We start from the raw sequence: 23,017 nt of genomic DNA, 5'->3' as shown, positions 1-23,017 counted from the left end.
CCGAGCGTGGTGAGATTCATTGCCGGTCGACTGGCATACACCGTCGGCACCCTCCTCGTTGCGTCCTTCCTGATCTTCGCGGGCATGCAGCTCGCCCCGGGCTCACCGCTGGTGGCACTGAGCGGAGGGCGCGCCCTCACCGCGGAGCAGGCCGCGGCGCTCACCGCCCGGTATCACCTCGATGAACCGTTCTTTGCGCGTTTCTTCTCCTGGTGGGGCGATCTTCTGCATGGGGACCTGGGGCTCTCGATCGTGCAGAATGACACGGTCGCCCACATCATCGGCTCACGCGTGGGAGTCTCGGCAACGCTCGTGATCATGGCCAGCGTGCTGCTGATAGTCGTGGGAGTCTCGCTGGGTCTCCTCGCTGCTTTCGCGCCGGGCTGGGTCGGGCAGAGCATCTCCTGGGCCACGACCATCGCCCTGGCGACCCCGCCGTTCTTCTACGCGATAGTGTTCATCAGCGTGTTCGGCGTCGGTCTGCGCTGGTTTCCGGTGTTCGGTGGCGGCGACCCCGGCCTGGATATGATCTGGCATCTGACACTGCCGGCAATTGCCCTGGCGCTCGCCGACTGCGCGCTCCTGACGCGCATCGTGCGCAACAGCGCCCAGGAAGAGTCTCGCAAGGAGTTCGTCGATACCGCCCGGGCGCGAGGAATGCGAGAGGGAAGCATCATTCGGCGCCACGTTCTTCGCAACTCGCTCGTGCCTGCCGTGACCATCGCCGGGCTGAGCGTTGCGGCCCTGGTCGGAGGAACGGCCGTGATCGAGACGGTCTTCGGCATCCAGGGCATCGGCAGCCTGCTCATCACCTCGGCCGAGAGCAAGGACCTTGCCGTGGTTCAGGTGCTCAGTCTCAGCATCGTGGCGATCTTTCTGCTCACCAGCCTTCTCGTGGATGTGCTCTATCGATACCTCGATCCCCGGATGGCGGCGGTGGTGACCTCATGACGTTCACCTTCCAGCCGGCATCCGTTCGTGGGGGCTCCTTTCGCCATCGTCACGATGTGTTGCTGTACGGATCAGGCGCAGTCATCGTGCTGCTGGTCATCGTGGCGGTGCTCGCGCCATGGATCACCCCATACGATCCGGAGGCGGGCGACATTCTCACGGGCTTCGCGCCGCCCAGCCCCGAGCATTGGTTGGGCACGGACTCCGCGGGACGCGACATGCTCTCCCGCCTCATCGCGGGTTCGCAGTCATCGCTGTTGGGAGCAGCCCTCGTGACGCTGATCGCCGGCGTGCTCGGCTCCGGGCTCGCCGTGGTCATGGCGTGGAAGGGCGGATGGTTCGATTCCGGCATGATGGCGGCGCTCGCCGTGCTCTTCGCATTTCCCGGGGCAATCATGGCGATCCTTGCAGCGACGCTGTTCGGTCCCAGCCTGTGGACGGCCATCGTGACAACGGCCATTCCGATGACGCCGGCTATAGCGCGCGTGGTGCGCAGCGAGACGCTTCGACAGCGCTCGATGCCGTACATCAGCACGGCCTGGCTGCAGGGGCTGTCGGGCTGGCGCGTCAGCACCCGTCACCTGCTACCGAACGTTGCGCCGATCATCGTGGCGCAGCTCGCGACAATCTTCGGTTACGCCATGCTCGGCATAGCCACCCTGTCCTTCCTGGGGCTGGGCATTCGACCGCCCGCAGCGGACTGGGGCGTGATGATCTCCGACGGAAAGGCCTCCGTGCTGCAGGGTCACCCGGCCGAGTCACTCTGGGCGGGAATCATGATCATCATTGCGGTGATGGCCTTCACGGTCTTCGCCGACGCGCTCACCGCACGGTTCGGCAGGCGATCCCAATGAGCCTTCTCGACGTGAACGACCTCACACTCAGGGTGCCGACGCCGCACGGAGACAAGCAGATCCTGAACGGTGTCAGCCTCGAGCTCGACGAGTCTGAGACGCTTGCCCTCGTCGGTGAATCCGGGTCGGGAAAATCAATGACGGCGCGGAGCATCCTGCGATTGTTGCCGCGAGGCTCGACGATCGGTGGGTCCATCACGTTCTCCGGCACCGAGCTCACACGACTCGAGGCACCGGGCATGCGCCAGATCCGGCGCGACAAGATTGGCATGATCTTTCAGGATCCGCGTGCGCACATCGACCCCGTACGCACGGTCGGCGACTTTCTCATCGAGGGGCTTCGGCTGCGCGGCGTCGGCCGGTCCGACGCCCGCAAAGCGGCGCTGGCGGGGCTGGACGCCGTGAGAATTCCGCGTGCGTCGGAACAGCTGAAGGCCTTTCCGCACGAGCTCTCGGGTGGGATGTTGCAGCGGGTGATGATCGCATCCGTCGTTCTTGCGCAGCCTGCGGTCATCCTCGCCGACGAGCCCACCACCGCGCTGGACGTCACCAGTCAGGCGGAGGTGCTCGCCATACTCGATGAGCTTCGGCGAGAATACGGACTTGCCATGGTGCTGATCACCCACGACCTCGATCTTGCGGCAGCGATCTGCCACAGGACAGCCGTCATGTCGGCGGGACGCATCATCGAGCACGGGCTGTCCTCCCAGATTCAGAACGCGCCACGGGAGGAGTACACCCGCAGGCTCGTGCAGGACAGACCCTCCCTTCCGCCCGAGGTGGTGAACCGATGAACGCTGAAAGCGATCACCCCACTGATGACCGCTCGGCCGACGATCTCGTCGTGCGCGCGACCGAGTTGCGCAAGGCCTATCGGGTGCGGGGCAGGGGCAGCCAAACGCTGGCCGTCGACGGCGTGTCATTCACGGTTGGACGTGGGGAATCCCTCGCCATCGTCGGTGAGTCGGGATCGGGCAAGACCACCGTTGCCAACATGGTGATGGGCCTCATTCAGCCGACGTCCGGAACCGTGGAACTCACCGGTCTCGGCTCCACGCCCGGCATTCGGCGCGCCCACGAGCGACGGGTTCGATCGGGGTATATCCAGCTCGTCTTTCAGGACCCCTATCTCTCGCTGGATCCTCGGCAGACCGTGGGCGCCGCCCTCGAGGAGGTTCTCACGCTGCACACCGAGCTGCAGCCCGATGCTCGTGCGGCTCGCGCGAAGGAACTGCTGGATGCGGTGGGCCTGCCCGCCGAGTTTCTCACCGCGTATCCGCGGCCGCTTTCCGGTGGTCAGCGTCAACGGGTTGCGATCGCCCGGGCGCTCGCGGCAGACCCGAGCGTGATTGTGCTCGACGAGGCGGTTTCCGCGCTCGATGTGACGGTACAGGCCCAGGTTTTGCGTCTGCTCGCGCGAATCAGGGCAGAGCGCCAGGTCAGCTTCATCTTTATCTCCCACGATTTGGCGGTGGTGAACGAGATCTCTGATCGCATCCTCGTGATGCACAGGGGAAAGGTCGTCGAATCCGGCGTCACGCAGGAGGTGATGTCGGCGCCCCAGCATCCATATACGAAGTTGCTCATGGCGAGCACCCCGCGCCCGGGGTGGGTGCCTGCCGATGCCGTGCGGCTCCGGCAGGAGTTCGCGGCCGCACTTGGGGAGTCCTGAACCGTGGAGAACCGGATGAATGATGTGGCGGCTCGAGCCGATGTGGGCCTGGCGTGGGGAGTCAAGCAGAGCTTTCTCGCGTATCTGCGCTCGACCGGTGACGCGACGGTCGCGGTCTCTTCAGGCGCGGCCATGACGAGAGATGGCGAGTTCTATTTTCCGCTGGAAAGCACGAACGAATTCGATGCGGCCACGCGGCGGGGGACCATCCGCTTCGGCGGTTCGGTTCAGATCGACGCACACTTCGGGGCGCTGAGCCTTCGGCTCGCCGATCTTTCTCTGGTGATCGAGGAGCAGACTGCATCGCTGCGCGTGAACGATGTGGCCTCTATGGCATCGCCGCGCCCCTTTCGAATTGCCGACGTCGCTGTGGGCGACGCCATAGCCGACGGGTCGGTACTGATGTGGCGCTCGCTCCCCACCGTTCTCGCCGGTGACTCCGTGATGACCTTCGGCGGCGCGTACCCGGCCGGCGAGCCGATGGACCCGCTCACGGTGCGAATCCCGGCACCCTGACCGAGCGCGCGAAAACGACGGAGTTTATGGGTGGTGACGTGCGGATGCGGCCGGAATCGGCGCATCCGCATCGAATCTCCGTCGTTTTGGTCGCTGTGCGGCGCGGGCTGGGTACTCTGTGAACATGACGGATGCGACAGCTGCGGTTGAGGCCGCCAAGAAGGCTTTGGAAGACGCGCAGGCTGCGCTGAAGGCGGCGCAGGACGAGGCGCAGGCGGATGCCGCGGCGCCGGCCGCTGAGCCGGCTGCCGATGCTGCGGCGGCCCCTTCGGCAAGCTCAGGGACCGCAGGCTCAGGAGCCGCAGGCCCGCTCAGCGAGCCCCAAGTGGAGGCCATCAAGGCCGGGTACGCGTTCGACGGACCCGCCCTGGAGATGGGGGCGCTCGTCAACGGTGACCCGCGCGCCGATGTGCAGATACGCATCCCCCTCGGCATGGTGAACCGGCACGGCCTCGTGGCCGGGGCCACCGGCACCGGCAAGACGCGCACGCTGCAGGGCCTGGCCGAGCAACTCGCGGCCCAGGGCGTTCCCGTCTTCGCGGCCGATATCAAGGGCGACCTCTCCGGTGTCGCGAGCCCGGGTGTATCCAGTGACAAGCTGCTGGCCCGCACCAAGGGCATCGGCCAGGACTGGCAGCCGGCCGCCACCGCAACCGAGTACTACAGCCTCGGCGGCGTGGGAAAGGGCGTGCCCATTCGTGCCACCATCGCCGGCTTCGGACCCACCCTGCTCTCGAAGGTGCTCGGGCTCAACGAGACCCAGGAATCGAGCCTCGGTCTGGTGTTCCACTACGCCGACAAGGCGAGCCTGCCCCTGCTCGATCTCGAAGACCTGCGCAGCGTGCTCAACTACCTCACGAGCGACGAGGGCAAGGGCGAACTCGTCAGCCTCGGCGGCCTCTCCAGCGCCACGGTCGGCGTGATCCTGCGCGAGCTGATCACCTTCGCCGATGACGGGGCAGATGTCTTCTTCGGTGAGCCCGAGATCGACACCGCCGAATTCCTCAAGACGACGGCAGACGGCAAGGGCGTCATCAGCCTGCTCGAGGTGCCCGGCGTGCAAAACAAGCCGGCGCTGTTCTCCACCTTTCTCATGTGGCTGCTCGCCGACCTCTTCAACGACCTGCCCGAGGTGGGTGACCTCGACAAGCCCAAGCTCGTGTTCTTCTTCGACGAGGCGCACCTGCTGTTCAAGGATGCATCGAAGGACTTTCTGGCATCCATCACGCAGACGGTGCGGCTGATCCGCTCGAAGGGTGTCGGCATCTTCTTCGTCACGCAGACGCCGAAGGATGTGCCCAGCGACGTGCTCGGGCAGCTGGGGTCACGCGTGCAGCACGCCCTGCGCGCCTTCACCCCCGACGACGCGAAGGCGCTCAAGGCCACGGTTTCCACCTACCCGAACTCGGGCTATGACCTTGCCAGCGTGCTGCAATCGCTGGGCACCGGTGAGGCGGTCGTGACGGTCATGAACGAGAAGGGTGCCCCCAGCCCGGTGGCCTGGACGCGGCTGCGCGCGCCGCAGGGCCTCATGTCGCCGACACCGGATGCTCAGATCGACGCCACCGTCGCCGCGTCGCCGCTGCTGGCGAAGTATGGCACCGCCATCGATCGTGACTCCGCTCGCGAGATGCTCGGCCGCAAGATGGCCGCGGCCACCGAGACGGCGAAGGCGGAGCAGGCGGCCGCGGCTCAGGCGGATGCCGCAGCGGCCGAGGCCAAGGCGCAGCAGAAGGCGTCACGCCCCACGCACGGCTCGGCGCCGTCGGGCGGGGCCGGCGACGTGATTGCCGGGGTGCTGAAGTCGCCGCTCACCAAGACGATCATCAGCGGAGTGGTGGCAGGCATCTTCGGTACCCGCCGCCGCCGGTAGCGCCCACCCGGCGGGTTACGCGAGCAGGCGCTCGGCGGCGCGGCCCACCTCGAGTGTGTGCCCGGGGTCGACGCCGTCCTGGATGCGCCAGATCGAACTCAGCGCGCTCCACGCGATGCACCAGCGCAGCATCCGCTCGCGTTCGATGCCAGCGGTCTCGCCGATCACGCGCACGCGGCGCTCGAGGCGACCGGGGGCGAGCGCGCTTGCGGCATCCGGATTGCAGAGCATATTGGCGTAGTCGAATGCGCGGTCGCCGATGAGCGCCTTCGGGTCGATGGCGCGCCATTCGCCGCCCGGCTGCCCAGTCTCGGCGCCGCCGAAATCGAGCACGTTGTCGTGATGCAGATCGCCGTGCAACACCACCTGCTCGGTCTGCGCCGTCAGCAACTCGCGCGCTATCGTGCGCGCCCGGTCGATGAACGGGTCTGCACCCGCGGGGCCGTCGAGCAGCGCGCGAAACCAGACGGTCAACGGGGTGAGCCCCGCCGGCGGTTCGTCCGTGATGCCGTGCAGCCTCCCGGCCGCCTCGCACAGGATGCGCATGCCCGCGGCATCGGCATCGTCGCTCGCGCGGGCCATCTCAGCCAGCGAGCGGATGCCGGTGGCCCGCTCCAGCAGAATCGCCTCGCCCTTGTGCTCGAAGACGCGCGCGGCACCGCGCCCGGCCCACCACACCATGAGCCGCCCGCCGGCCGTCTCCTCGGCCTCTGTCGCGATCTTCAGCATGGCCGCGGCGCCACGATAACGCACGGGTGCGAGCACGCTGCTCGGGGTCGCGAAGAGGTCGCCGTCGGGCTCGAGCGCCCACCGGCGCAGATAGCGGGCGACGTCAGCGGTGGGCACGAAGCCAGTATGCACGAGCCCGCTGCACCAGGCGGGTGTGCATGAAGTCCGGGTGCGGGAGGCCGGCGTGCACCATGATGGAACGATGACGACGCGCATCCGCCCCTACCGTGCGAGCGACCGCGACGACGTCTACGAGGTGTGCCTGCGCACGGGGGCGGCGGGCACGGATGCGACGGGTCTCTATTCGAGCGACGAGCTCATTGCCGATGTCTTCGCCGGCCCTTATCTCGCGCTGGAGCCGGAACTCGCGTTCATGGTCGACGTGGGTGACCGCGTGGCCGGGTACGTCATCGGGGTGGCCGACACGCGTCGATTCGTGGACGCGTACCGGGCCGAGTGGCTTCCGGTCTTCGCCGCCCGGTACCCGCGTCAGGCGCCGAGGCCGGGGGAGCAGTGGCTGGTCGATGCCGGCTACGAGCCCGAGCGGATGATCTTCGCCGGTCTAGACGAGTACCCCGCTCATCTGCACATCGACCTGCTGCCCGAACTGCAGGGGCAGGGGCTGGGCCGCACCCTGATTCGCACGCTGCTCGAGGCACTGCGCGAGCGTGGAGTGCCGGCGCTGCATCTCGGACTGGCGGCAGAGAACACCGCGGCGCGCGCTTTCTACGATCGCGTGGGCTTTCACGAGTTGCGCTCGAGCACGCCCGAGAGCCCGGTGCTCGGCATTGCAACGGATGCTGCGGTGTAGCAGCGAGACTGGCTGGGCCACCGAAGCCGGCGTCGCCGAAGCCGACCTGGCTCAGGCGAGAGTGCTCCCACCGGGGGCGTCTCTTCCACCGAGGCGCGGTCGGCGTTCGAACCAGTACAGCAATCCGGGGGAGGAACGGCGCAACTCGGACATGGTCATCGCTTCCGGCGGAACCGTCACGGGGCGATCGAGCGCGTCGATCACCGTCTCCATGCTCTCGCGTGACCAGAACTGGCCGCGCATGCGCAGCATCCGTTTGCCGTTCTCATCGCAAACGAAGAGTTGCGGGTTCGTGTCGAGCGCATTGCTTTCGTAGAGGTCCAGCAGGATCACGGTGCCGACCTCGGCCGACTCCACGGTGCGAACGCGGCCGAAGAAGCCTCGTTCGGTCACGCTGCGGGGGCCGACCTTGATGAGGGTATCGAAGAAGGCGATAAGACCGAGCAGGGTGGCGAGCACCACGAGGCAGTGCACGATGAGCACGATCGGCCACGGCCCCGAGGGGATGGTCAGCCAGTAGACCACGGCGAAGACCGGGGTGGTGAGCGCAAAAATTGCCAGGACTCCCCGTGAAAAAAGGTGGCGGTGCGGGCGCAGCACCTCAGCCGTCACCAGCGCGACATCCCTTGTCGTCATTCATCCCCCACGGCCGTTTCCCCACTTAGTCTGACGTGCTAGTCTGTCGCGTTCTGCGCCCGGCCGGTAGCGGCATTTTGGGGGACACGGGTTCGCGGTTTCACAGAAGCGCGGCCCCGTTCGCAACCGCCTGATCGACGGCTGGTTCTGGACAGCGCCAATTCTACCCGGCGCGCCGTCGTCGCTTCAGTCGTTCAGCCGAGCGCGCTGAGGTAGCGCGATACGTCCGAAATGTCGCCGGCGTCTGAGATGAGTCCGACGTAGCCGTCGGGGCGGATCAGTACGAGAGTGCTGTCGGATGCGCCGTAGGCGCTGGCGAGATAGCCTTCGGTGTCGATGATGTCATCGGGACCCGTCAGGTGGCTGACGACACGGAGCGTTCTGAATTCGACCAGGGGTGCGTCGAGCGGAGAGGCCTCGAGCGCGGGGGCGTTGCCGAAGGCCAGTAGCGTGAAGAGCCCGCCGCGCGTGAGCTCGAAGAGCCGGCGCTCGCCGTGCGGTGTCGTAAGACCTGTCGCATCCGGGGCGCGATCACCCGCGCGCAGCGAGGCGGTGTCGTCGCGGTCGTCACGCGCCAGAACGGAGCCTCGATAGCCGACATTGAGCTGTATCGTGCTCGCGTCGCGGCGGGTGGAGATGCCCTTCTGCTGCATCGCCTGGGTGAGTCGTGCGTTGGAGAGTTCGAGCACTCCGGATGCGACGGGGCGCCGCTCCGCGCCGTAGCTGTCGAGCAGCGTCGGCGAGGCCGTGCCATTCGCGACGGCTGCGAGCTTCCAGCCGAGATTGTGCGCGTCTTGAATGCCCGTGTTCATGCCCTGGCCGCCAGCGGGCGAGTGGATGTGTGCCGCGTCGCCAGCGAGGAAGACGCGACCCTCGCGGTAGCGGTCGACGAGGCGGATGTTGGCGCGCCACAACGTCGACCATTCCGGTTCGTGCAGTCGGATGTCCGTGCGACCGCTGCGTTGGTTCAGTATCGCCTGCATGTTCTCGAGGCTGAGTTCGGCATTCTGCCCCGCTGTGATGCTGGCCTGAAACTGGAAGACGTCGGTCGAGGGCAGCGGGGCGAGGCTGGCGGAGCCATCATGATGCCGCCACATGTGCCAGGCGTCACGATCGAGGCCGTCGACCTCGACGTCGGCGACGAGCATCCGCACCTCGTCGAGGGTCTCGCCCTCGAAGGTGATGCCCGACTGCTTGCGCACGATGCTGTGGCCGCCGTCGCTGCCGACCAGCCAGCGAGCGGTGATGGTTTCAGCCGTGCCGTTTGCGATGACGTACGCCGTGACCGCCTCGTCAGATTGCTCGAAGCGTTCGAGGGCGGTGCCGAATTCGACTGCACCCCCCAGCTCTGCCAATCGCAGGCGCAAGGTCTCTTCGATGCGCCATTCCGGTGTGATCAGGCTCGCCGTATACGGAATGTCGGGGCGGTTGCTCAAGGCCTCGGGTGCGCCGCCGCCCAGGGTCACCTGGCCGTCGGGATCGGTCGAGCGAATCGGCATGGCCATGCGGCCGTTGGCCAGAACGCGATCGACGATGCCGAGATCCTCGAACACCTCGAGGGTGCGCGGCTGGATGCCCTTGCCGCGTGAGCCGCGCTGTGGGCCGGGGGAGGCCTCGATGAGTCGGAACGAGACGTCGCGGCGAGCGAGCTCGTAGGCCAGCGTCAGCCCGGTCGGACCGGCACCCACGATCAGAACCGTCGGCGCGCTCTGCGGCTGTGTTTGTTCTGTTGTCGCGGTCATGGACCCATCTCCATTTCAAGAAAGGAATTACTTTCTTGTAACAGTAGACCTGGTTGCTAAGAAAGGCAAACCTTTCTAAGCTGTGATGGTGATGAACGCAGCTCCCGAACCCGCTCGCCGACGCCGACACGGCGAGCAACTCGAGTCCGCGCTGCTCGATGCGGGGTGGAATGAGCTGGTGGAGGTGGGATACGCCCGCCTCACCATGGCATCCATCGCCGTGCGTGCGCGTACCAGTGAGGCCGTGCTCTACCGCCGCTGGGCCAATAAGGATCGGCTCGTGCTTGCCGCTATCGAGCATTACCGCGCAGCCAACCCGGTGATGCTGCCCGACACCGGTGCGCTGCGCGACGATCTGCTTGCCCAGCTGAGGGCCGTGAGCGAGGCTCTCTCCGGCTTCTTTGCGATAGCCGCAGCCGCCGCCTTCTCCGGACTGCTGGCCGACACCGGCCTCACTCCCGCCGAGGCTCGCGACACGGTTCTGGGTGAGCAGCGGTTTGTGCCGGTGCGCCCGCTCTACCAGCGCGCGCACGACCGCGGCGAAATCGACCTCAAGCGCATTCCCGCCGCGGTGCTCGCCATGCCGTTCGACCTGGTGCGACACGACATGTTCATGGATCTCAGACCTCTGAAGCCCGCGCGCATCCAGTCGATCGTCGACGACCTCTTTCTGCCCTTGGTACAGGCTTATCAAGCGAGACACGGGCTACCCTAGGCGCATGTGCCGCAACATCCGGGTTCTCCACAATTTCGAGCCGCCGACCACCGACGACGAGGTGCGCGAAGCCGCGCTGCAGTTCGTTCGCAAGGTCAGCGGATCGACGCATCCATCGCGTGCGAACACCGCCGCGTTTGACCAGGCGATCGACGAGATTGCGCATGCCACACGTCTGCTGCTCGACGGCTTGGTCACCAACGCCCCGCCCAAGAGCCGTGAAGCCGAAGCGCTGAAAGGCCGCGCCCGCCACGAGAAGCGAATGGAGCGCGAGGTCCGCATCCGCACGGCGACGGCCTGAGTCAGAGATTCCGCTGGCGCGTGAGGTACGCGATCTCGGCCGTGTTGGCCGTCAGACCGATCGCGGCGTCAAAGGCGTCGCGGGATGCCGTGATGCGGCCGAGCCTGCGCAACAGGCTCGCGCGCGCGGCGTGGAAGGCGTGGTATCCCGACAGCTCGGATGCGAGGTCGTCGATGAGCGCGAGCCCCGCCTGCGGCCCGTCGCGCTCGGCGACCGCGACCGCGCGGTTGAGCCGCACGATCGGTGAGCCGTCGAGCCTCACCAGCTGGTCGTAGAGCGCGACGATCTGCGCCCAGTCGGGCGCATCCCCGTCGGTGTGCACGGCGTTGATGGCTGCAAGCACCTGGTAGCGACCGGGGGCCAGCCCGGATGCCAGCCGCTCACGAACCAGCGCATGCCCCTCGGAGCTCAGCGCGGCATCCCACTGGCCTCTGTCCTGCTCGGCGAGAGTGACCAGCTCGCCCGCCGCTGACACCCGGGCCGACCGCCGCGCGTCGGTGAGCAGCATCAGCGCCAGCATCCCGGTCGTCTCGCCGTCGGCGGGCAGCAGCTGGTGCAGCAGCCGTGCCAGCCGGATCGCCTCGCCGGTGAGTTCCTCACGCACCGGCTCGGTGTCGGGGCCAGACGCGAGATACCCCTCGTTGAAGATCAGGAACAGCACCGCCAGCACCCCCGATACCCGGCCGGGCAGATCGTCGGCGGTGGGCAGGCGGTATGGGATGCGGGCGGCGGCGATCTTGGCCTTGGCTCGGGTGATGCGGGCGCCCATCGTGGTGTCGTGAACGAGGAAGGCGCGAGCAATCTCGGGTACCTCCAGCCCTCCGACCATGCGCAGGGTGAGCGCGACGCGCGCCTCCATCGCGAGCGCCGGATGGCAGCAGGTGAAGATCAGGCGCAGCCGGTCGTCGTCGATCGCACCGAGCGGTTCGGTCTCTGTGTCGTACACGAGCATCGCCTCCCGGTGTTTCGCGTCCCGGCCGCTTTCACGCCGAATCCTGTCGATCGCCTTACGGGTCGCCGTCGTGGTGAGCCAGGCGCCGGGGTTCGGCGGGATGCCATCCGTCGGCCAGCGCGCGGCGGCGGTCGCGAAGGCTTCCGCGGCCGCGTCTTCCGCGGTGTCGAAGTTTCCGAACCGCTTGGTGAGCGTCGCCACGACCCGCGCCCACTCGTCTCGGTGGGCGCGGCTGAGGGCGTTGCCGGCGTCGATCAGGATGTCGGCTCCGCCAGCAGGGGCCGCACCTCGAGCCGGCGATTGCACGCCTTCGAGCCTTCGGCCATCAGCTTCAGGGCAACGTCGAGGTCGGGCGCCTCGATGATCCAGAGGCCGGCGGCCCACTCCTTGGCCTCCACGAACGGGCCGTCGGTGAAGATCGGCTCCCCGTGTCGGCCGTCGATGACCGTCGAGACGGTCGGGTCGGCCAGGCCGCCGGCGAACACCCAGTGGCCGCCGGCGCGGAGCTTGTCGTTGAAGGCGTCGATCGCGACCGCCTCCTCGGCGGTGCCCGAGTTGCTGCGGCTGTCGATGACGTTGATCAGATACTGCATGGTTACATCTTCTCTCTCGGCTGCGGCCCGACGCCTTCGGGAATCTCGCCGTGCACGTGCGGGGCGTACACCAGCTTCACCGTACGGCCGTCGAGCACCGTCGACTCGATGAGATCCAGGTCGAACTCCGCACCATCCTGCAGCAGCGAGGCGTAGCCGCTCTTGCCCGTGATCGCGGGAAAGACCATTACCTCGAGCCGGTCGACGAGGCCCGCGGCAAGCAGCGCGCGGTTGAGCGAGATGCTGCCGTGCGACCGCATCGGCACGTCGGTGGTGCGCTTGAGGCGCTCCATTGCCGTCACGGCATCCTCGGCGATCACCGTCGAGTTCTGCCAGCCGGGTGCATCCGCGTCGAGCGTGCTGGAGAACACGATCTTCGGCAGCGCGTTCAAACTGTCGTAATAGGGCTCGTCGAACATGGTGACGAATTTGCTGAACTGACGGAAGGTCGTCGCGCCGAATACCAGCACCTGATCCTGACGGAAGGTCTGCACCCGGTCATCGATCAGCTCCGGTCCCTCCTTGCCCCAGTATCCTGGCCAGCCTTCGGCCGAGCCGTAGCCATCGAGGCTGCTGAAGAAATCGACGGTCAATGTTGTGCTCATGGTCGTGCTCCTTTGCTCATACCGGTACCACGAACGGCAGCGACGCGATTCGACAGTCGTCCCGAACTTCTTTTTGATCGCCCGCGATCGTCATCCATTGGCAGGAGGTGAAACCCAGGAACGTAGTATCAGGAGCAGCGTTGTCGAGACCGTTTTTCCTGATGCAGGAGCGGGCGACGTGTTCAACGAGAATGCGCTGGATCCGTCAACGCGCCAGCCTGCCGCCCGAAGCGGCTACGAGCAGGGCAGGACTCTCGCCGAGCGTCTGTCGGTGTTCTGGCGCTGACGCGTGGTGCCGATGGGGCGCGCACGACCTCCTGGAGTCACACCTGGTTGGTGCGATAGTTCTCGCGGGCGAATGAGGAGTACGGAGCGGGATACACCGTCGCGCGGATCTCGACCTGCCGATGCGCTTCGACGACGGGCTTCGTCGAGTTCGGATGCTCGCCCCAGACCACGGTGACCTCGGTGCCCGGCTCGGCGTGTTCGGCGTCGACACTGGCGAGGGAGGCGAAGACCTGCTCGCCGGTGATGTAGCCGGCGTCGTGCGAGATGCCGACGTCCTCGCCGCCGGAGAGAACACGGTCCACCTGGTACACGCCGTAGCGAGCCTTGGGAAAATCGATGTACTTCGCGGGCAGGCCCGGCTCGAGGAGCGTGCGCTGCGCCGCGTCGACGTCGTCGGCGTTCCACACGAGGGTCACCTTGGTGCGACGGCGGGCGGATGCGTGCCGCTCGAGCGCCGCACGCCCGATGAAGTCGTGGTCGAAGGAGATGTTGCGGTCGTAACCGAGATCGTAGGGCGTGAGGTAGTAGTCCTCGATGTTGTCTGAGGTGAAGCTGCCGGCCAACGACCCCGCGCGGCCCGCGGGCAGCCACTCCAGGTACTCGTCGGTGCCTTCACCGCTGAAGATTGCGGGCAGGGGTGACGGTACCCAGGCCGATTCGAGGTTGGCTGAGGAGTATGCCTTGGAGCCGACAAGCACGAGGTCGAACTCCTCGCCGGCGGAGATGATCGCCGACCGCACGCTCTCGCCATCCTTCCACGGTCCGAACAGTTCGAAGCCCGGCTGCCCTGCCATGCCATGCCGCAGCGAGCGAACCTCGATGCCGTCGATGGTGAAGCTGGCCATGTGAAAAAATTTCGTCGGGGGAACCGGAGCCCCCGTGACCTTCTCCATCAGGGCGAGCGCGTTCGGCCCCTGCAGCTCATAGCGGTAGAGCTTCGGATTCTCGCCCGGCTGCCGCATGAGCGAGTTCGCATCGCGCTCGAAGGTCACGTCGTAGTCGCCGCTCTCGCCGATGAACTGCACCCAGTCGAGCACCATGAACCAGCCGACCAGATCGAAGGAATTCTCGGCAAGGTTGAAGAGGATCGCATCGCCGATGAGGTAACCCTCGTGATTGACGGCGACGAACTGCTTGGCGTTGTCCACCCGAAAGTTCGCGAAGCTGTTGACCCCGGTGTCCGACAGCAGTCTCAGCGCATCAGGCCCGGAGATGAACAGGTCGGTCATGTGGTGCGACTGGTCGAGCAGGGCAACGGAATCACGCCACGCGAGTTGCTCGGAGCGCCAGTTGCTGAACTCCGGCGTCACCGGAAAGATGGTGGGCCGCGCCTGCGAGTTGCGCAGCAACTCCACGGGGCTTCCGACGCGGGCGATGGCTTCAGAGACGGACTCGGGCATCGTGAACTCCTTTGTTACGAGGTGAGATGCTGTGGCATTCATGACCCACACTAGTTACCTCTGCATATTCCGGATGCGACTGGGCATAACCTTTGCTTATGGTGCGTAAAGGATGTCTTAGCCTTCCGAAAAGTCGGTTGATGCCGTCATGGACTTGAATCTCATCCGCGTCTTCGTGGCGATCTACGAGACGCGCAGCCTGACCTCGGCGGCAGCGAGGCTGTATGTGACGCAGCCCGCAGTGAGTCAGGCGCTCGGGCGGCTGCGCCGCGAACTCGACGACCCGCTCTTCCAACGGCAGGGTCGCTCGATGGAGCCGACAGCGCTGGCGGTGAGTGTCTTCCCCGGGCTGCGGGAGGCGATCGCCGGCATCGATCGCACGCTCGATGCGACGCACGTCTTCGATCCGGCCGCCTCGCACCGGCGCTTTCGTATCGCGTTGTCCGAACTCGGCGAGATCGGCTGGATACCAGCCATCCTCAAGGCTGTGCGAGCGCAGGCACCCGCAGCGGAGATCGAGGTCGTGCCGATGGATGTCGACGCGCTGCCGGAGTGGCTTGCCCGTGGTGTGGTCGATCTCGCCGTGACGCCGTCGCCCGTGCCCGGTCGCTTCGAGCAGACGCTGCTGAAGTCGCAGGGCTACGGCGTGGTCATGTCGAAGCTCAACCCCCTGGCGAGTGCTCCGCTCACCCTCGAGGCATATCTCGCCGCCGCTCATGTCTCCGTTGCGGGCGATTCGGGCCTGCCCAACCTGGCGGCAGCGCTCGGGCGTCTCGGCTCGATCATCGAGCCGCAGGTGAAGGTGAACCACTTCACCTCGCTTCCGCTGCTCCTGGCAGGCGATCCGAGTCTCATCGCAACGGCGCCCGATACCATCGCCGCGGGTTGGGCGCTGACCTGGCCGCTCGTCGTGCGGGAGCTGCCCTTCGACATGCCCGCCGTCGAGGTGCGGCTCTACCGCCGGGCGACAACGCAGCAGACGGCGGCTCTCGACTGGCTCTACGCGACGGTGGCGCGCGCCATCCAGGGGTCCTCCGGGCAGTTCTTCGTCATCCACGGCGACTCGATCGAGCAGCGGCCCGCGAGAAGCTGACAGCCCGCAGTGTGGCGCGCGGGGATTGCGCCATACCGCGCGGCGCGTGCCTCCCGCGCAGCGGCGCAGAGTCCGCGGAGCGGCTGAACGATGTCCTGAGACATCACACGTTGAGAGGGAAAATTGGCGGAGAATGGGGGATTCGAACCCCCGAGGGCTTGCACCCAACACGCTTTCCAAGCGTGCGCCATAGGCCACTAGGCGAATTCTCCTGGGCGGACCGCAACCCCTGAAAAGGATGACGGCCAGAGAGCATCCTATCCGACTCGGAGGGGGTCTCGTCGCCCCGACGGTTTATGGTGGGTCGCATGCCCCACGGTCACCACACGCCAGACGACGACACCGTACCCGACCCCGCTCATGGCGCTCCCGTTGCCGCGGTCGTCATCACGGTCTCCGATCGCAGCGCGCGCGGTGAGCGGGCGGATGTCTCCGGCCCGCGGGCCGCACGTATGCTGACGGATGCCGGCTACGCGGTTTCCACGCGAATCATCGCCGACGGCGAGCACAGCGTGCGAGATGCGCTGCAGGCTGTCATCGCCGAGGGGGCGCGCTTCATTGTGACGAGCGGCGGCACGGGGGTGGGGCCGCGGGATCAGACTCCGGAGGGCACGCATCCGCTCATCGTGAAGGAACTGCCGGGCATCGCCGAGGCGCTGCGCAGGGAGGGCGCCCGCGAGCATCCGACCGCCGTGCTGAGCCGGGGGCTCGCCGGAATCGCCGGGCACGCGCTCCAGCAGGCGCTCGTGGTGAACCTGCCCGGATCGGTCGGCGGGGTCGAGGACGGGCTCGCCGTGCTGCTACCGCTCGTGCCGCACATTCTCGACCAGCTCGACGGCGGCGATCACTGATTCACGCTGATTGAGGAGGCGCGCGAAGCCACCGTCTCGAAACCTGCTTGCGCGGCGATGGTTTCGAGACGAGGCCTCCTTCGTCGACCTCTCCTCAACCAGCAGAGGACGGTTGCGGGCGCACCCAATCGCCGGAGCGGCCGCCGGACTTGGCGACGAGGCGCACATCGGTGATCTCCACGGTGCGGTCAATGCCCTTGACCATGTCGACGACGGCGAGCGCTGCAACCGTCACGGCGGTGAGCGCCTCCATTTCGACGCCGGTGCGGTCGGCGGTGCGCACGGTGGCGGCGATGCGCACGCCGTCGTCGGTCACCTCGAGGTCCACGCTGGCGCCGTGCACGCCTATCACGTGTGCGAGCGGCAGCAGTTCCGCGGTGCGTTTGGCGCCCTGGATGCCGGCGATGCGGGCAACCGCGAAGACGTCACCCTTCGGCGCCGTTCCGTCACGCAACGCCGCGATGACGTTCGCGCCGCAGCGAACAAAGCCTGTCGCGCTCGCCTGGCGCACTGTCGGCGTCTTGGCAGTGACGTCGACCATGCGGGCCTGGCCGGAGGAATCGAGATGGGTGAAGGGCTGATCGCTCATGATGTGACCAGTCTGACAGCCACGGTGTCGCCCGCGCGCACCTCGGTGACGTCTTCGGCAACGATGGCGATACCGTCGGCCGCGGCGAGGCTGGCGACGAGGTGCGAGCCGGAGCCACCGACGGAGGCGGGGCGGATGCTCATGGGCTCGCGGCCCGCTGGCTCAGCGACCGTAATCGGAATGTACTGCGCCCGGCCGGCCGGGCTACGCCATCCGGTCTCGGCTACCGCCGTGAGAAGCGGGCGCTGCAGCTCGGTGAGCCCCCGCATCCGTCGCAGAGCGGGCCGCACGAAGGTCTCGAAGGAGACGAACACGCTCACCGGATTGCCGGGCAGCGCGAAGATCGGCGTGCCGTCGATCCAGCGGCCGAAGCCCTGCGGCTTGCCCGGCTGCATGCGTACCGGTCCGAAGCGCACGCTGCCGAGCGGCGCGAGCACGGCCTTCACCACGTCATACGCGCCCACGCTCACCCCACCGGATGTCACGAAGGCGTCGACCTGCCCGGCGTACGTCTCGAACACGGCGCGCAGGGCATCCGCGTCGTCGGGAACAGCGCCGAGACGAATGGGGATGCCGCCCGCCTCGGTGACGGCGGCGGCGAGCAGGTACGAATTGGAGTCGTGGATCTGACCGTGCGAGAGCGGTTCGCCGGGGGCGACGAGTTCACTGCCGGTGGAGAGCACGGCAACGCGGGGGGCCGGATGCGCCGCGAGGGCCCGACACCCCACGGCCGCCGCGGCGGCCAGATCGCGCGAGCTCAGGGTGCGCCCGGCGGCCAGAACCGGGTCACCGACGCGCACATCGTCGCCGGCATGACGAATGTGGCTGCGGCCGGGCTCCGCGGTGAAGACCGTGACGGTATCGGTGCCCTCATCGGTGTTCTCGATGGGCACGACGCAGTCGGCGTCGTCTGGAATCGGGGCGCCGGTCATGATGCGCGCGGCGGTGCCCGGCTCGAGTCGCGGGTTCTCGGCCGTCCCCGCCGGAAGGTCGGCGATGACGGTGAGGCGCACGGGGGCATCCGCCGAGGCTGCGGCAACGTCGGCGCGGCGCAGCGCGTAGCCGTCCATCGCCGAGTTGTCGAAACCCGGCACATCGACGAGCGCCGTGACGTCGGCGGCCAGGGTGAGCCCGAGAGCGTCGGCGAGCGGTACCTCGCCCGGTGCGAGCGGCCCGATCTCGGCGAGGATGCCCGCCAGATGCTGCTCGACCGAGATGCTCTGCGGGGAATCCACCATGGCGCCAAGCCTACTGAGGTCGCTGGTTGAGGAGCGAGGAACGAGCGTCTCGAAACCTGCCCGTGCGGCCTCGGTTTCGAGACGGACCCTCCTTCGTCGAGTCCTCCTCAACCGGCACAATGCCGCAAATGCGGGAGTAATGTTGTAAACATGACGCATTATCGGATCAGTGAGGCCGCCTCGTTGCTCGGGGTCAGCGACGACACGGTGCGCCGGTGGGTGGCATCCGGTGCGCTGTCGACCACGCTGGATGCCGCCGGCCGCCAGATTATCGACGGCGCGGCGCTCGCCGCCCGCGCCACCGAAATCGCTGTCACGCCCGAGAACCCGCTCGGCGCGGCAAGCAGCGCCCGCAACCGTTTCGTCGGCCTGGTCACGGCCATCACGAGCGACACGGTCATGTCGCAGGTGGAGCTGCAGTGCGGCCCGCATCGCGTGGTCTCGCTCATGTCGACCGAGGCGGTGCGCGACCTCGGACTCGAGATCGGATCGCTCGCCGTGGCGATCGTGAAGGCGACCACCGTGATAGTCGAGACGCCCGCATCCGACCACTGACCGCCGAACACGTCCGGGAGGACCGCATGAGCACACGCCCCACGACCGCCTCGAAACGGATGCGCGGGCTCGTCGTCGTTGCCGCAGCGGCACTGCTGCTCGCCGGATGCGCATCCAGCCCGTCGAGCCCCTCCCCGAGCGCAAGTACCGGCCCCAGCGGCGACCTCACCATTTACGCGGCAGCATCCCTCACCGCCTCCTTCAACGACCTCGCCTCCGAGTTCGAGAAAGCCAACCCCAGCGTCACCGTCAAACCCATCGACTACGACGGATCCTCCACGCTGGCGACCCAGCTGATTCAGGGCGCGCCCGCCGATGTCTTCGCCTCGGCAGACCAGGCCAACATGAACACGGTCGCGACGCCTGGCCTCATCGACGGCACCGGCACGGCATTCGCCAGCAACACGCTGCAGATCGCGGTGCAGCCGGGCAATCCAAAGCACATCACCGGCCTCTCCGACCTGGCCAAGCCAGGCCTCGCCGTGGTGCTCTGCGCACCCCAGGTTCCGTGCGGAGCGGCCTCGCACACATTGCTCGACGCCGACGGCATCACCGTGAAGCCCGCGAGCGAGGAGCAGAACGTCACCGCCGTCGTCACCAAGGTGAAATCGGGCGACGCGGATGCCGGGCTTGTCTACGTAACAGACGTGAAGGCATCCGCCGGCGCGGTCGACGGCGTCACGATTCCGGATGCCGACAAGGCGGTCAACACCTACCCGATCGCGGCGTTGAAGCATGCGCCCAACCCCGCCGCGGCCAAGGCATTCGTGGCCTTCGTGCTCTCCGACGCGGGCCAGAAGGTGCTTGCGAAATACGGATTCGGTTCGCCGTGACCGGCAGGGTTCCCCGCCTTCTCTTCATTCCCGCGGTCATCGGGCTCGCCCTGCTCGTGCTGCCCATCGTCGGCCTGCTGTTCCGGCTGGACTGGGCCACCGTGCCGCAGGCGATCACCTCGCCGAGTGCGCTGGATGCGCTGGGGCTCTCGCTGCGCACGGCGACCATCGCCACCGTGATCTGCGTGATCATCGGGGTGCCGCTCGCTCTCGTCATAGCCCGCAGCGGTCCGCGCGTTGCGGGGGCGTTGCGGGCCATCACGACGCTGCCGCTCGTGTTGCCGCCGCTGGTCGGCGGCATCGCACTGCTCTATTTGCTGGGGCGCACGGGGCTGATCGGGGCGTCGCTCGAGGGCTTCGGCATCCGGGTGCCCTTCACGACGGCCGCGGTGGTGATTGCGCAATCGTTCGTGGCCCTGCCGTTTCTCGTGATCTCGGTGGAGGGCGCGCTGCGCACGGCGGGAACCCGGTATGAGGCGGTTGCCGCGACGCTCGGCGCGGGGCGATGGACCACGTTTCGGCGGGTCACCCTGCCGCTGATCGGCCCCGGTCTCATTGCCGGAACGGTGCTGTGCCTTGCCCGCGCGCTCGGCGAATTCGGGGCGACCGCCCTGTTCGCCGGCAACGCCGAGGGCGTCACGCGCACGATGCCGCTGGCCATCTACACCGCGTTCAACGGCGCCGGCGTGAGCCAGGATTCCGCTCTCGCGCTGTCGCTGCTGCTCGTGGTGGTTGCCGTGGTTATTCTGCTGCTCATGCGCAGCTGGCGAGCGGATGTAGCGCGATGAGCGCCGAGACGAGCGCTTTGACAGGTGGCGCCGCGCTGGATGCCTCGCTCGTGGTGAGGCGGGGCTCCTTCGTGTTGGATGTCGCCCTGTCGGTCGCGCCGGGGGAGGTGCTCGCGCTGCTCGGCCCAAACGGCTCGGGCAAGTCCACGCTGCTGGCCGCGCTCGCCGGCCTGTTACGGCCCGAACGGGGCAGCGTGAGCGTCGGCGAGCGGGTGCTGACCGAGGTTGGGGGGCCGGCCAGGGTTGAGGGAGCGGCCGACAGCATCCGCCCCGTTCTGGTTTCTCCCGAGCATCGTCGCGTGGGTCTGCTCGGGCAGGACCCGCTACTGTTTCCACACCTCAGCGCGGAACAGAATGTAGCCTTCGGGGGCCGCTCGCGCGGCATCCGGAACGCGGATGCGCGTGCCGACGCCCGCGAGTGGCTCGCGGCGGTGGGACTGGCCGGCCTCGAACACCGCCGGCCCGCCATGCTCTCGGGAGGGCAGCAGCAGCGCGTGGCGATAGCCCGGGCGCTCGCCGCCCGGCCCGACGTGCTGCTGCTCGACGAACCCATGGCGGCCCTCGACGTGCAGACCGCCGCCGCTACGCGTGAGTTGCTTGCCGAACGCCTCGCCGACGCGGGCACCACGACGGTGCTCGTCACGCACGATGCGACGGATGCGCTCGTGCTTGCCGACCGCGTCGCCATCCTTGAGGAGGGGCGCATCATCGACATCGGCCCGACCGGGCGGGTGTTGGGCGCGCCCACCAACCACTTTGCGGCCTCGCTCGGCGGTGCTCGGCTGGTGCCGGGCATCGTGCAGGCCGACGGCTCGCTGCGCGTCGAGCAGAGCCTGCAGCCCGGCCGCCGCGTCTGGGTCACCGTCGACGACACAGAGACTTCCGAATAGCGACACTCGGTGTTGGCCTTCAGTGCAACCGGCTTAGGCTTGACACATGAGTGGCGTGGCCGGCCGCGGGCCCGAGGTTCGCAGCTTCATCGGCGAGACGGATGCTTCGGGCGAGCCCCGCAGCACGGCTCGCCCTGCCCCCGACGCCCCCGCGCTCGACACACCCGCTTTTGATGCGCTGCACCGCCCGCTTCGCGATCTGCGCATCTCGGTCACTGACCGCTGCAATTTCCGCTGCGTCTACTGCATGCCGAAGGAGATCTTCGGGCGCGACTACGCTTTCCTTCCCCGCGAAGAACTGCTCAGCTTCGAGGAGATCACCCGGCTGGCCCGCGTCGCCGTGGCCAACGGCGTGGAGAAGATCCGGCTGACGGGCGGCGAACCGCTGCTGCGCAAGGGCATCGAGACGCTGATCGGCATGCTCAGCGTTCTCAAGACGCCCGAGGGCCGCCCTCTCGACATCGCCCTCACTACCAACGGTTCGGCCCTGAAACATCTCGCCCCCGCGCTCAAGGCGGCGGGGCTGCACCGTGTCACCGTCTCGCTCGATTCGCTCGACGACGAGACATTCCGCACCATGAACGACGTGCGTTTTCCCGTGCAGAAAGTGCTCGACGGCATCCAGGCGGCGCACGATGCAGGGCTCGGCCCGATCAAGATCAACATGGTCGTCAAGCGCGGCCAGAACGATGCTGATGTCGTGGCCATGGCCCGGTATTTCAAAGGGACCCCATTCATTCTGCGGTTCATCGAATACATGGATGTCGGGGCGACGAACGGCTGGAAGCTCGACGAGGTGGTGCCCTCCGCCGAGATCATCGAACGCATTGACGCCGAACTGCCCCTGGAACCGATGGGTGCGAATTACCCGGGGGAGACATCCGCTCGCTGGCGTTATCGAGACGGCGGGGGCGAGATCGGCGTGATCTCGAGCGTCACTCACGCGTTCTGTGGCGACTGCACGCGTGCGCGGGTGTCGGTGGAGGGCACGCTTTTCACCTGTCTGTTCGCGACGGCCGGGCATGATCTGCGCGCTCTCATGAGAGGCGGATGCTCGGACGACGAACTCTCCGCGCGTCTCGCCGGCATCTGGCGGGCCCGCACCGACAGGTATTCCGAGCTGCGCTCGACGCGCACGGCCGGGCTCACGCCGTCGCCCACCGGCGGCGCCCGCAGAATCGAGATGTCGTACATTGGCGGCTGAGGAGGCTGGGTGTCTGAGGAGGCGACGATGCAGGTGACGGTGCGGTATTTCGCGGCCGCGGCGGAGGCATCCGGCGTGGAAGAAGAGACCATCGCGTTCGAGCAGGGCGCCACGCTCGGCGAGCTGAAGGCGCTGCTCGAGCAGCGCTACGGCGAGCGGATGCTGGCGGTGCTGCGCACGGGATCGTTCCTGCTCGACCGCGTGGTGCGTCGCGATCCCGCGCATCCGCTCGCCGCCACCGTGGACGTGCTGCCGCCCTTCGCCGGCGGCTGAGCTGCGGCTGGCTGGCCATCGTCGGCCGGGCCCATGCCTACTCCCGTGAGACGACGTGAATAGAC

General features: G+C 67.4%; 27 protein-coding genes and 1 tRNA gene. 18 read left to right on the top strand and 10 right to left on the bottom strand.

Annotation, left to right across the window (positions count from 1 at the left end; all coding sequences use genetic code 11):
* Window positions 1-6: 6 nt before the first annotated feature.
* From ASC63_RS01490 to ASC63_RS01465, 6 genes are all read left to right on the top strand, one after another.
* Window positions 7-951 (top strand): ABC transporter permease, encoded by a 945-nt coding sequence (locus tag ASC63_RS01490; protein WP_055809028.1) that lies wholly within the window; start codon window positions 7-9, stop codon window positions 949-951.
* Complete coding sequence (locus ASC63_RS01485; protein WP_082487025.1) at window positions 948-1,805, top strand: ABC transporter permease; 858 nt, start codon at window positions 948-950, stop codon at window positions 1,803-1,805. The genes ASC63_RS01490 and ASC63_RS01485 overlap by 4 nt, the downstream gene beginning before the upstream one ends.
* Window positions 1,802-2,599: an ABC transporter ATP-binding protein gene (locus tag ASC63_RS01480; protein ID WP_055809026.1), complete on the top strand. Its 798-nt coding sequence runs from the start codon at window positions 1,802-1,804 to the stop codon at window positions 2,597-2,599. The genes ASC63_RS01485 and ASC63_RS01480 overlap by 4 nt, the downstream gene beginning before the upstream one ends.
* On the top strand, window positions 2,596-3,477 hold the full coding sequence (locus ASC63_RS01475; protein WP_055809024.1) for an ABC transporter ATP-binding protein: 882 nt from the start codon (window positions 2,596-2,598) through the stop codon (window positions 3,475-3,477). The genes ASC63_RS01480 and ASC63_RS01475 overlap by 4 nt, the downstream gene beginning before the upstream one ends.
* Before the next feature lie 15 nt (window positions 3,478-3,492).
* A complete protein-coding gene (locus ASC63_RS01470) occupies window positions 3,493-3,993 on the top strand; it encodes an HtaA domain-containing protein (protein ID WP_055809022.1) in 501 nt (166 codons plus the stop codon).
* A gap of 124 nt (window positions 3,994-4,117) precedes the next feature.
* A complete protein-coding gene (locus ASC63_RS01465; RefSeq protein ID WP_055809020.1) occupies window positions 4,118-5,866 on the top strand; it encodes a helicase HerA-like domain-containing protein in 1,749 nt (582 codons plus the stop codon).
* Window positions 5,867-5,881: 15 nt separating this feature from the next.
* Here the strand turns inward: ASC63_RS01465 and ASC63_RS01460 are convergent, their stop codons facing one another.
* Window positions 5,882-6,712: an aminoglycoside phosphotransferase family protein gene (locus ASC63_RS01460; RefSeq protein ID WP_055809019.1), complete on the bottom strand. Its 831-nt coding sequence runs from the start codon at window positions 6,710-6,712 to the stop codon at window positions 5,882-5,884.
* An 85-nt stretch (window positions 6,713-6,797) separates the two neighbouring features.
* On the opposite strand from ASC63_RS01460, the gene ASC63_RS01455 reads away from it, so the two are divergent.
* Window positions 6,798-7,406, top strand: a complete 609-nt coding sequence (locus ASC63_RS01455; protein ID WP_055814621.1) for a GNAT family N-acetyltransferase — start codon at window positions 6,798-6,800, stop codon at window positions 7,404-7,406.
* A 51-nt stretch (window positions 7,407-7,457) separates the two neighbouring features.
* Here ASC63_RS01455 and ASC63_RS01450 read toward each other — a convergent pair whose 3' ends face one another.
* On the bottom strand, window positions 7,458-8,042 hold the full coding sequence (locus ASC63_RS01450) for a hypothetical protein (protein ID WP_055809017.1): 585 nt from the start codon (window positions 8,040-8,042) through the stop codon (window positions 7,458-7,460).
* 194 nt (window positions 8,043-8,236) lie between these two features.
* A complete protein-coding gene (locus ASC63_RS01445) occupies window positions 8,237-9,784 on the bottom strand; it encodes an FAD-dependent oxidoreductase (protein ID WP_055809014.1) in 1,548 nt (515 codons plus the stop codon).
* A gap of 91 nt (window positions 9,785-9,875) precedes the next feature.
* On the opposite strand from ASC63_RS01445, the gene ASC63_RS01440 reads away from it, so the two are divergent.
* Both ASC63_RS01440 and ASC63_RS01435 read left to right on the top strand, forming a co-directional pair.
* A complete protein-coding gene (locus ASC63_RS01440; protein WP_055814618.1) occupies window positions 9,876-10,499 on the top strand; it encodes a TetR/AcrR family transcriptional regulator in 624 nt (207 codons plus the stop codon).
* Window positions 10,500-10,503: 4 nt separating this feature from the next.
* Complete coding sequence (locus tag ASC63_RS01435) at window positions 10,504-10,800, top strand: DUF2277 domain-containing protein (protein ID WP_055809012.1); 297 nt, start codon at window positions 10,504-10,506, stop codon at window positions 10,798-10,800.
* A gap of 1 nt (window position 10,801) precedes the next feature.
* On the opposite strand, the gene ASC63_RS01430 is transcribed toward ASC63_RS01435, so the two are convergent.
* From ASC63_RS01430 to ASC63_RS01420, 3 genes are read right to left on the bottom strand one after another with little or no spacing between them, the layout of a single operon-like run.
* The gene (locus ASC63_RS01430; protein WP_442915049.1) at window positions 10,802-12,058 is read right to left on the bottom strand and encodes an RNA polymerase sigma factor; all 1,257 of its coding nucleotides are present in this window, start codon (window positions 12,056-12,058) and stop codon (window positions 10,802-10,804) included.
* Window positions 12,007-12,345 carry a YciI family protein gene (locus ASC63_RS01425; RefSeq protein WP_055809010.1) on the bottom strand — a complete coding sequence of 113 codons (339 nt, stop codon included), beginning with the start codon at window positions 12,343-12,345 and terminating at the stop codon, window positions 12,007-12,009. Before ASC63_RS01425 ends, ASC63_RS01430 begins: the two co-directional genes overlap by 52 nt.
* 2 nt (window positions 12,346-12,347) lie before the next feature.
* Window positions 12,348-12,950, bottom strand: coding sequence for a dihydrofolate reductase family protein (locus ASC63_RS01420; protein WP_055809008.1), 603 nt, complete (start codon window positions 12,948-12,950; stop codon window positions 12,348-12,350).
* On the opposite strand from ASC63_RS01420, the gene ASC63_RS16445 reads away from it, so the two are divergent.
* A complete protein-coding gene (locus tag ASC63_RS16445; protein ID WP_055809007.1) occupies window positions 12,949-13,236 on the top strand; it encodes a hypothetical protein in 288 nt (95 codons plus the stop codon). The two genes, ASC63_RS01420 and ASC63_RS16445, sit on opposite strands and share 2 nt — an antisense overlap.
* A 37-nt stretch (window positions 13,237-13,273) precedes the next feature.
* Here the strand turns inward: ASC63_RS16445 and ASC63_RS01410 are convergent, their stop codons facing one another.
* The gene (locus ASC63_RS01410; protein WP_055814613.1) at window positions 13,274-14,638 is read right to left on the bottom strand and encodes an aminomethyltransferase family protein; all 1,365 of its coding nucleotides are present in this window, start codon (window positions 14,636-14,638) and stop codon (window positions 13,274-13,276) included.
* Between the two features lie 148 nt (window positions 14,639-14,786).
* On the opposite strand from ASC63_RS01410, the gene ASC63_RS01405 reads away from it, so the two are divergent.
* On the top strand, window positions 14,787-15,731 hold the full coding sequence (locus ASC63_RS01405; protein ID WP_055809005.1) for a LysR family transcriptional regulator: 945 nt from the start codon (window positions 14,787-14,789) through the stop codon (window positions 15,729-15,731).
* A 124-nt stretch (window positions 15,732-15,855) separates the two neighbouring features.
* Here the strand turns inward: ASC63_RS01405 and ASC63_RS01400 are convergent.
* Window positions 15,856-15,943 (bottom strand) — tRNA-Ser (locus ASC63_RS01400).
* Window positions 15,944-16,039: 96 nt separating this feature from the next.
* On the opposite strand from ASC63_RS01400, the gene ASC63_RS01395 reads away from it, so the two are divergent.
* Window positions 16,040-16,582 (top strand): MogA/MoaB family molybdenum cofactor biosynthesis protein, encoded by a 543-nt coding sequence (locus tag ASC63_RS01395; protein WP_235491706.1) that lies wholly within the window; start codon window positions 16,040-16,042, stop codon window positions 16,580-16,582.
* A 94-nt stretch (window positions 16,583-16,676) separates the two neighbouring features.
* Here the strand turns inward: ASC63_RS01395 and moaC are convergent, their stop codons facing one another.
* Together moaC and ASC63_RS01385 are read right to left on the bottom strand one after the other, a co-directional pair.
* Window positions 16,677-17,171: a cyclic pyranopterin monophosphate synthase MoaC gene (gene moaC / locus ASC63_RS01390; protein WP_055809003.1), complete on the bottom strand. Its 495-nt coding sequence runs from the start codon at window positions 17,169-17,171 to the stop codon at window positions 16,677-16,679.
* On the bottom strand, window positions 17,168-18,409 hold the full coding sequence (locus tag ASC63_RS01385; RefSeq protein ID WP_055809001.1) for a molybdopterin molybdotransferase MoeA: 1,242 nt from the start codon (window positions 18,407-18,409) through the stop codon (window positions 17,168-17,170). Before ASC63_RS01385 ends, moaC begins: the two co-directional genes overlap by 4 nt.
* Before the next feature lie 150 nt (window positions 18,410-18,559).
* Between ASC63_RS01385 and ASC63_RS01380 the strand changes: the two genes are divergently transcribed.
* Genes ASC63_RS01380 through ASC63_RS01355 form a run of 6 tightly spaced genes read left to right on the top strand, consistent with a single transcriptional unit; the run spans window position 18,560 to window position 22,952 of the window.
* Window positions 18,560-18,964 (top strand): TOBE domain-containing protein, encoded by a 405-nt coding sequence (locus ASC63_RS01380; protein ID WP_055808999.1) that lies wholly within the window; start codon window positions 18,560-18,562, stop codon window positions 18,962-18,964.
* A 26-nt stretch (window positions 18,965-18,990) separates the two neighbouring features.
* On the top strand, window positions 18,991-19,797 hold the full coding sequence (gene modA, locus ASC63_RS16185; RefSeq protein WP_055808997.1) for a molybdate ABC transporter substrate-binding protein: 807 nt from the start codon (window positions 18,991-18,993) through the stop codon (window positions 19,795-19,797).
* Window positions 19,794-20,585 carry an ABC transporter permease gene (locus ASC63_RS16180; RefSeq protein ID WP_235491705.1) on the top strand — a complete coding sequence of 264 codons (792 nt, stop codon included), beginning with the start codon at window positions 19,794-19,796 and terminating at the stop codon, window positions 20,583-20,585. The genes modA and ASC63_RS16180 overlap by 4 nt, the downstream gene beginning before the upstream one ends.
* A complete protein-coding gene (locus tag ASC63_RS01365) occupies window positions 20,582-21,475 on the top strand; it encodes an ABC transporter ATP-binding protein (protein ID WP_055808995.1) in 894 nt (297 codons plus the stop codon). Before ASC63_RS16180 ends, ASC63_RS01365 begins: the two co-directional genes overlap by 4 nt.
* Before the next feature lie 46 nt (window positions 21,476-21,521).
* Window positions 21,522-22,679: a GTP 3',8-cyclase MoaA gene (moaA, locus tag ASC63_RS01360; RefSeq protein WP_082487014.1), complete on the top strand. Its 1,158-nt coding sequence runs from the start codon at window positions 21,522-21,524 to the stop codon at window positions 22,677-22,679.
* Window positions 22,680-22,688: 9 nt separating this feature from the next.
* Window positions 22,689-22,952, top strand: a complete 264-nt coding sequence (locus ASC63_RS01355; RefSeq protein ID WP_327063319.1) for a MoaD/ThiS family protein — start codon at window positions 22,689-22,691, stop codon at window positions 22,950-22,952.
* Window positions 22,953-23,017: the final 65 nt, after the last annotated feature.

Source organism: Leifsonia sp. Root112D2 (assembly GCF_001424905.1).
In the GTDB taxonomy this organism is placed as follows: Bacteria; Actinomycetota; Actinomycetes; order Actinomycetales; family Microbacteriaceae; genus Root112D2.
Note: the sequence above shows the minus strand (reverse complement) of the source record. Positions and strands in the feature narration are given on the sequence as shown.

What these genes read in the sequence shown, in the direction of transcription:
- ASC63_RS01485 (WP_082487025.1), top strand. Translation starts at nt 948, where the DNA reads ATGACGTTCACCTTCCAGCCGGCATCCGTTCGTGGGGGCTCCTTTCGC.
- ASC63_RS01480 (WP_055809026.1), top strand. Translation starts at nt 1,802, where the DNA reads ATGAGCCTTCTCGACGTGAACGACCTCACACTCAGGGTGCCGACGCCG.
- ASC63_RS01475 (WP_055809024.1), top strand. Translation starts at nt 2,596, where the DNA reads ATGAACGCTGAAAGCGATCACCCCACTGATGACCGCTCGGCCGACGAT.
- ASC63_RS01470 (WP_055809022.1), top strand. Translation starts at nt 3,493, where the DNA reads ATGAATGATGTGGCGGCTCGAGCCGATGTGGGCCTGGCGTGGGGAGTC.
- ASC63_RS01465 (WP_055809020.1), top strand. Translation starts at nt 4,118, where the DNA reads ATGACGGATGCGACAGCTGCGGTTGAGGCCGCCAAGAAGGCTTTGGAA.
- ASC63_RS01455 (WP_055814621.1), top strand. Translation starts at nt 6,798, where the DNA reads ATGACGACGCGCATCCGCCCCTACCGTGCGAGCGACCGCGACGACGTC.
- ASC63_RS01450 (WP_055809017.1), bottom strand. Translation starts at nt 8,042, where the DNA reads ATGACGACAAGGGATGTCGCGCTGGTGACGGCTGAGGTGCTGCGCCCG.
- ASC63_RS01445 (WP_055809014.1), bottom strand. Translation starts at nt 9,784, where the DNA reads ATGACCGCGACAACAGAACAAACACAGCCGCAGAGCGCGCCGACGGTT.
- ASC63_RS01440 (WP_055814618.1), top strand. Translation starts at nt 9,876, where the DNA reads ATGAACGCAGCTCCCGAACCCGCTCGCCGACGCCGACACGGCGAGCAA.
- ASC63_RS01435 (WP_055809012.1), top strand. Translation starts at nt 10,504, where the DNA reads ATGTGCCGCAACATCCGGGTTCTCCACAATTTCGAGCCGCCGACCACC.
- ASC63_RS01425 (WP_055809010.1), bottom strand. Translation starts at nt 12,345, where the DNA reads ATGCAGTATCTGATCAACGTCATCGACAGCCGCAGCAACTCGGGCACC.
- ASC63_RS16445 (WP_055809007.1), top strand. Translation starts at nt 12,949, where the DNA reads ATGGTCGTGCTCCTTTGCTCATACCGGTACCACGAACGGCAGCGACGC.
- ASC63_RS01420 (WP_055809008.1), bottom strand. Translation starts at nt 12,950, where the DNA reads ATGAGCACAACATTGACCGTCGATTTCTTCAGCAGCCTCGATGGCTAC.
- ASC63_RS01410 (WP_055814613.1), bottom strand. Translation starts at nt 14,638, where the DNA reads ATGCCCGAGTCCGTCTCTGAAGCCATCGCCCGCGTCGGAAGCCCCGTG.
- ASC63_RS01405 (WP_055809005.1), top strand. Translation starts at nt 14,787, where the DNA reads ATGGACTTGAATCTCATCCGCGTCTTCGTGGCGATCTACGAGACGCGC.
- ASC63_RS01395 (WP_235491706.1), top strand. Translation starts at nt 16,040, where the DNA reads ATGCCCCACGGTCACCACACGCCAGACGACGACACCGTACCCGACCCC.
- moaC (WP_055809003.1), bottom strand. Translation starts at nt 17,171, where the DNA reads ATGAGCGATCAGCCCTTCACCCATCTCGATTCCTCCGGCCAGGCCCGC.
- ASC63_RS01385 (WP_055809001.1), bottom strand. Translation starts at nt 18,409, where the DNA reads ATGGTGGATTCCCCGCAGAGCATCTCGGTCGAGCAGCATCTGGCGGGC.
- ASC63_RS01380 (WP_055808999.1), top strand. Translation starts at nt 18,560, where the DNA reads ATGACGCATTATCGGATCAGTGAGGCCGCCTCGTTGCTCGGGGTCAGC.
- modA (WP_055808997.1), top strand. Translation starts at nt 18,991, where the DNA reads ATGAGCACACGCCCCACGACCGCCTCGAAACGGATGCGCGGGCTCGTC.
- ASC63_RS01365 (WP_055808995.1), top strand. Translation starts at nt 20,582, where the DNA reads ATGAGCGCCGAGACGAGCGCTTTGACAGGTGGCGCCGCGCTGGATGCC.
- moaA (WP_082487014.1), top strand. Translation starts at nt 21,522, where the DNA reads ATGAGTGGCGTGGCCGGCCGCGGGCCCGAGGTTCGCAGCTTCATCGGC.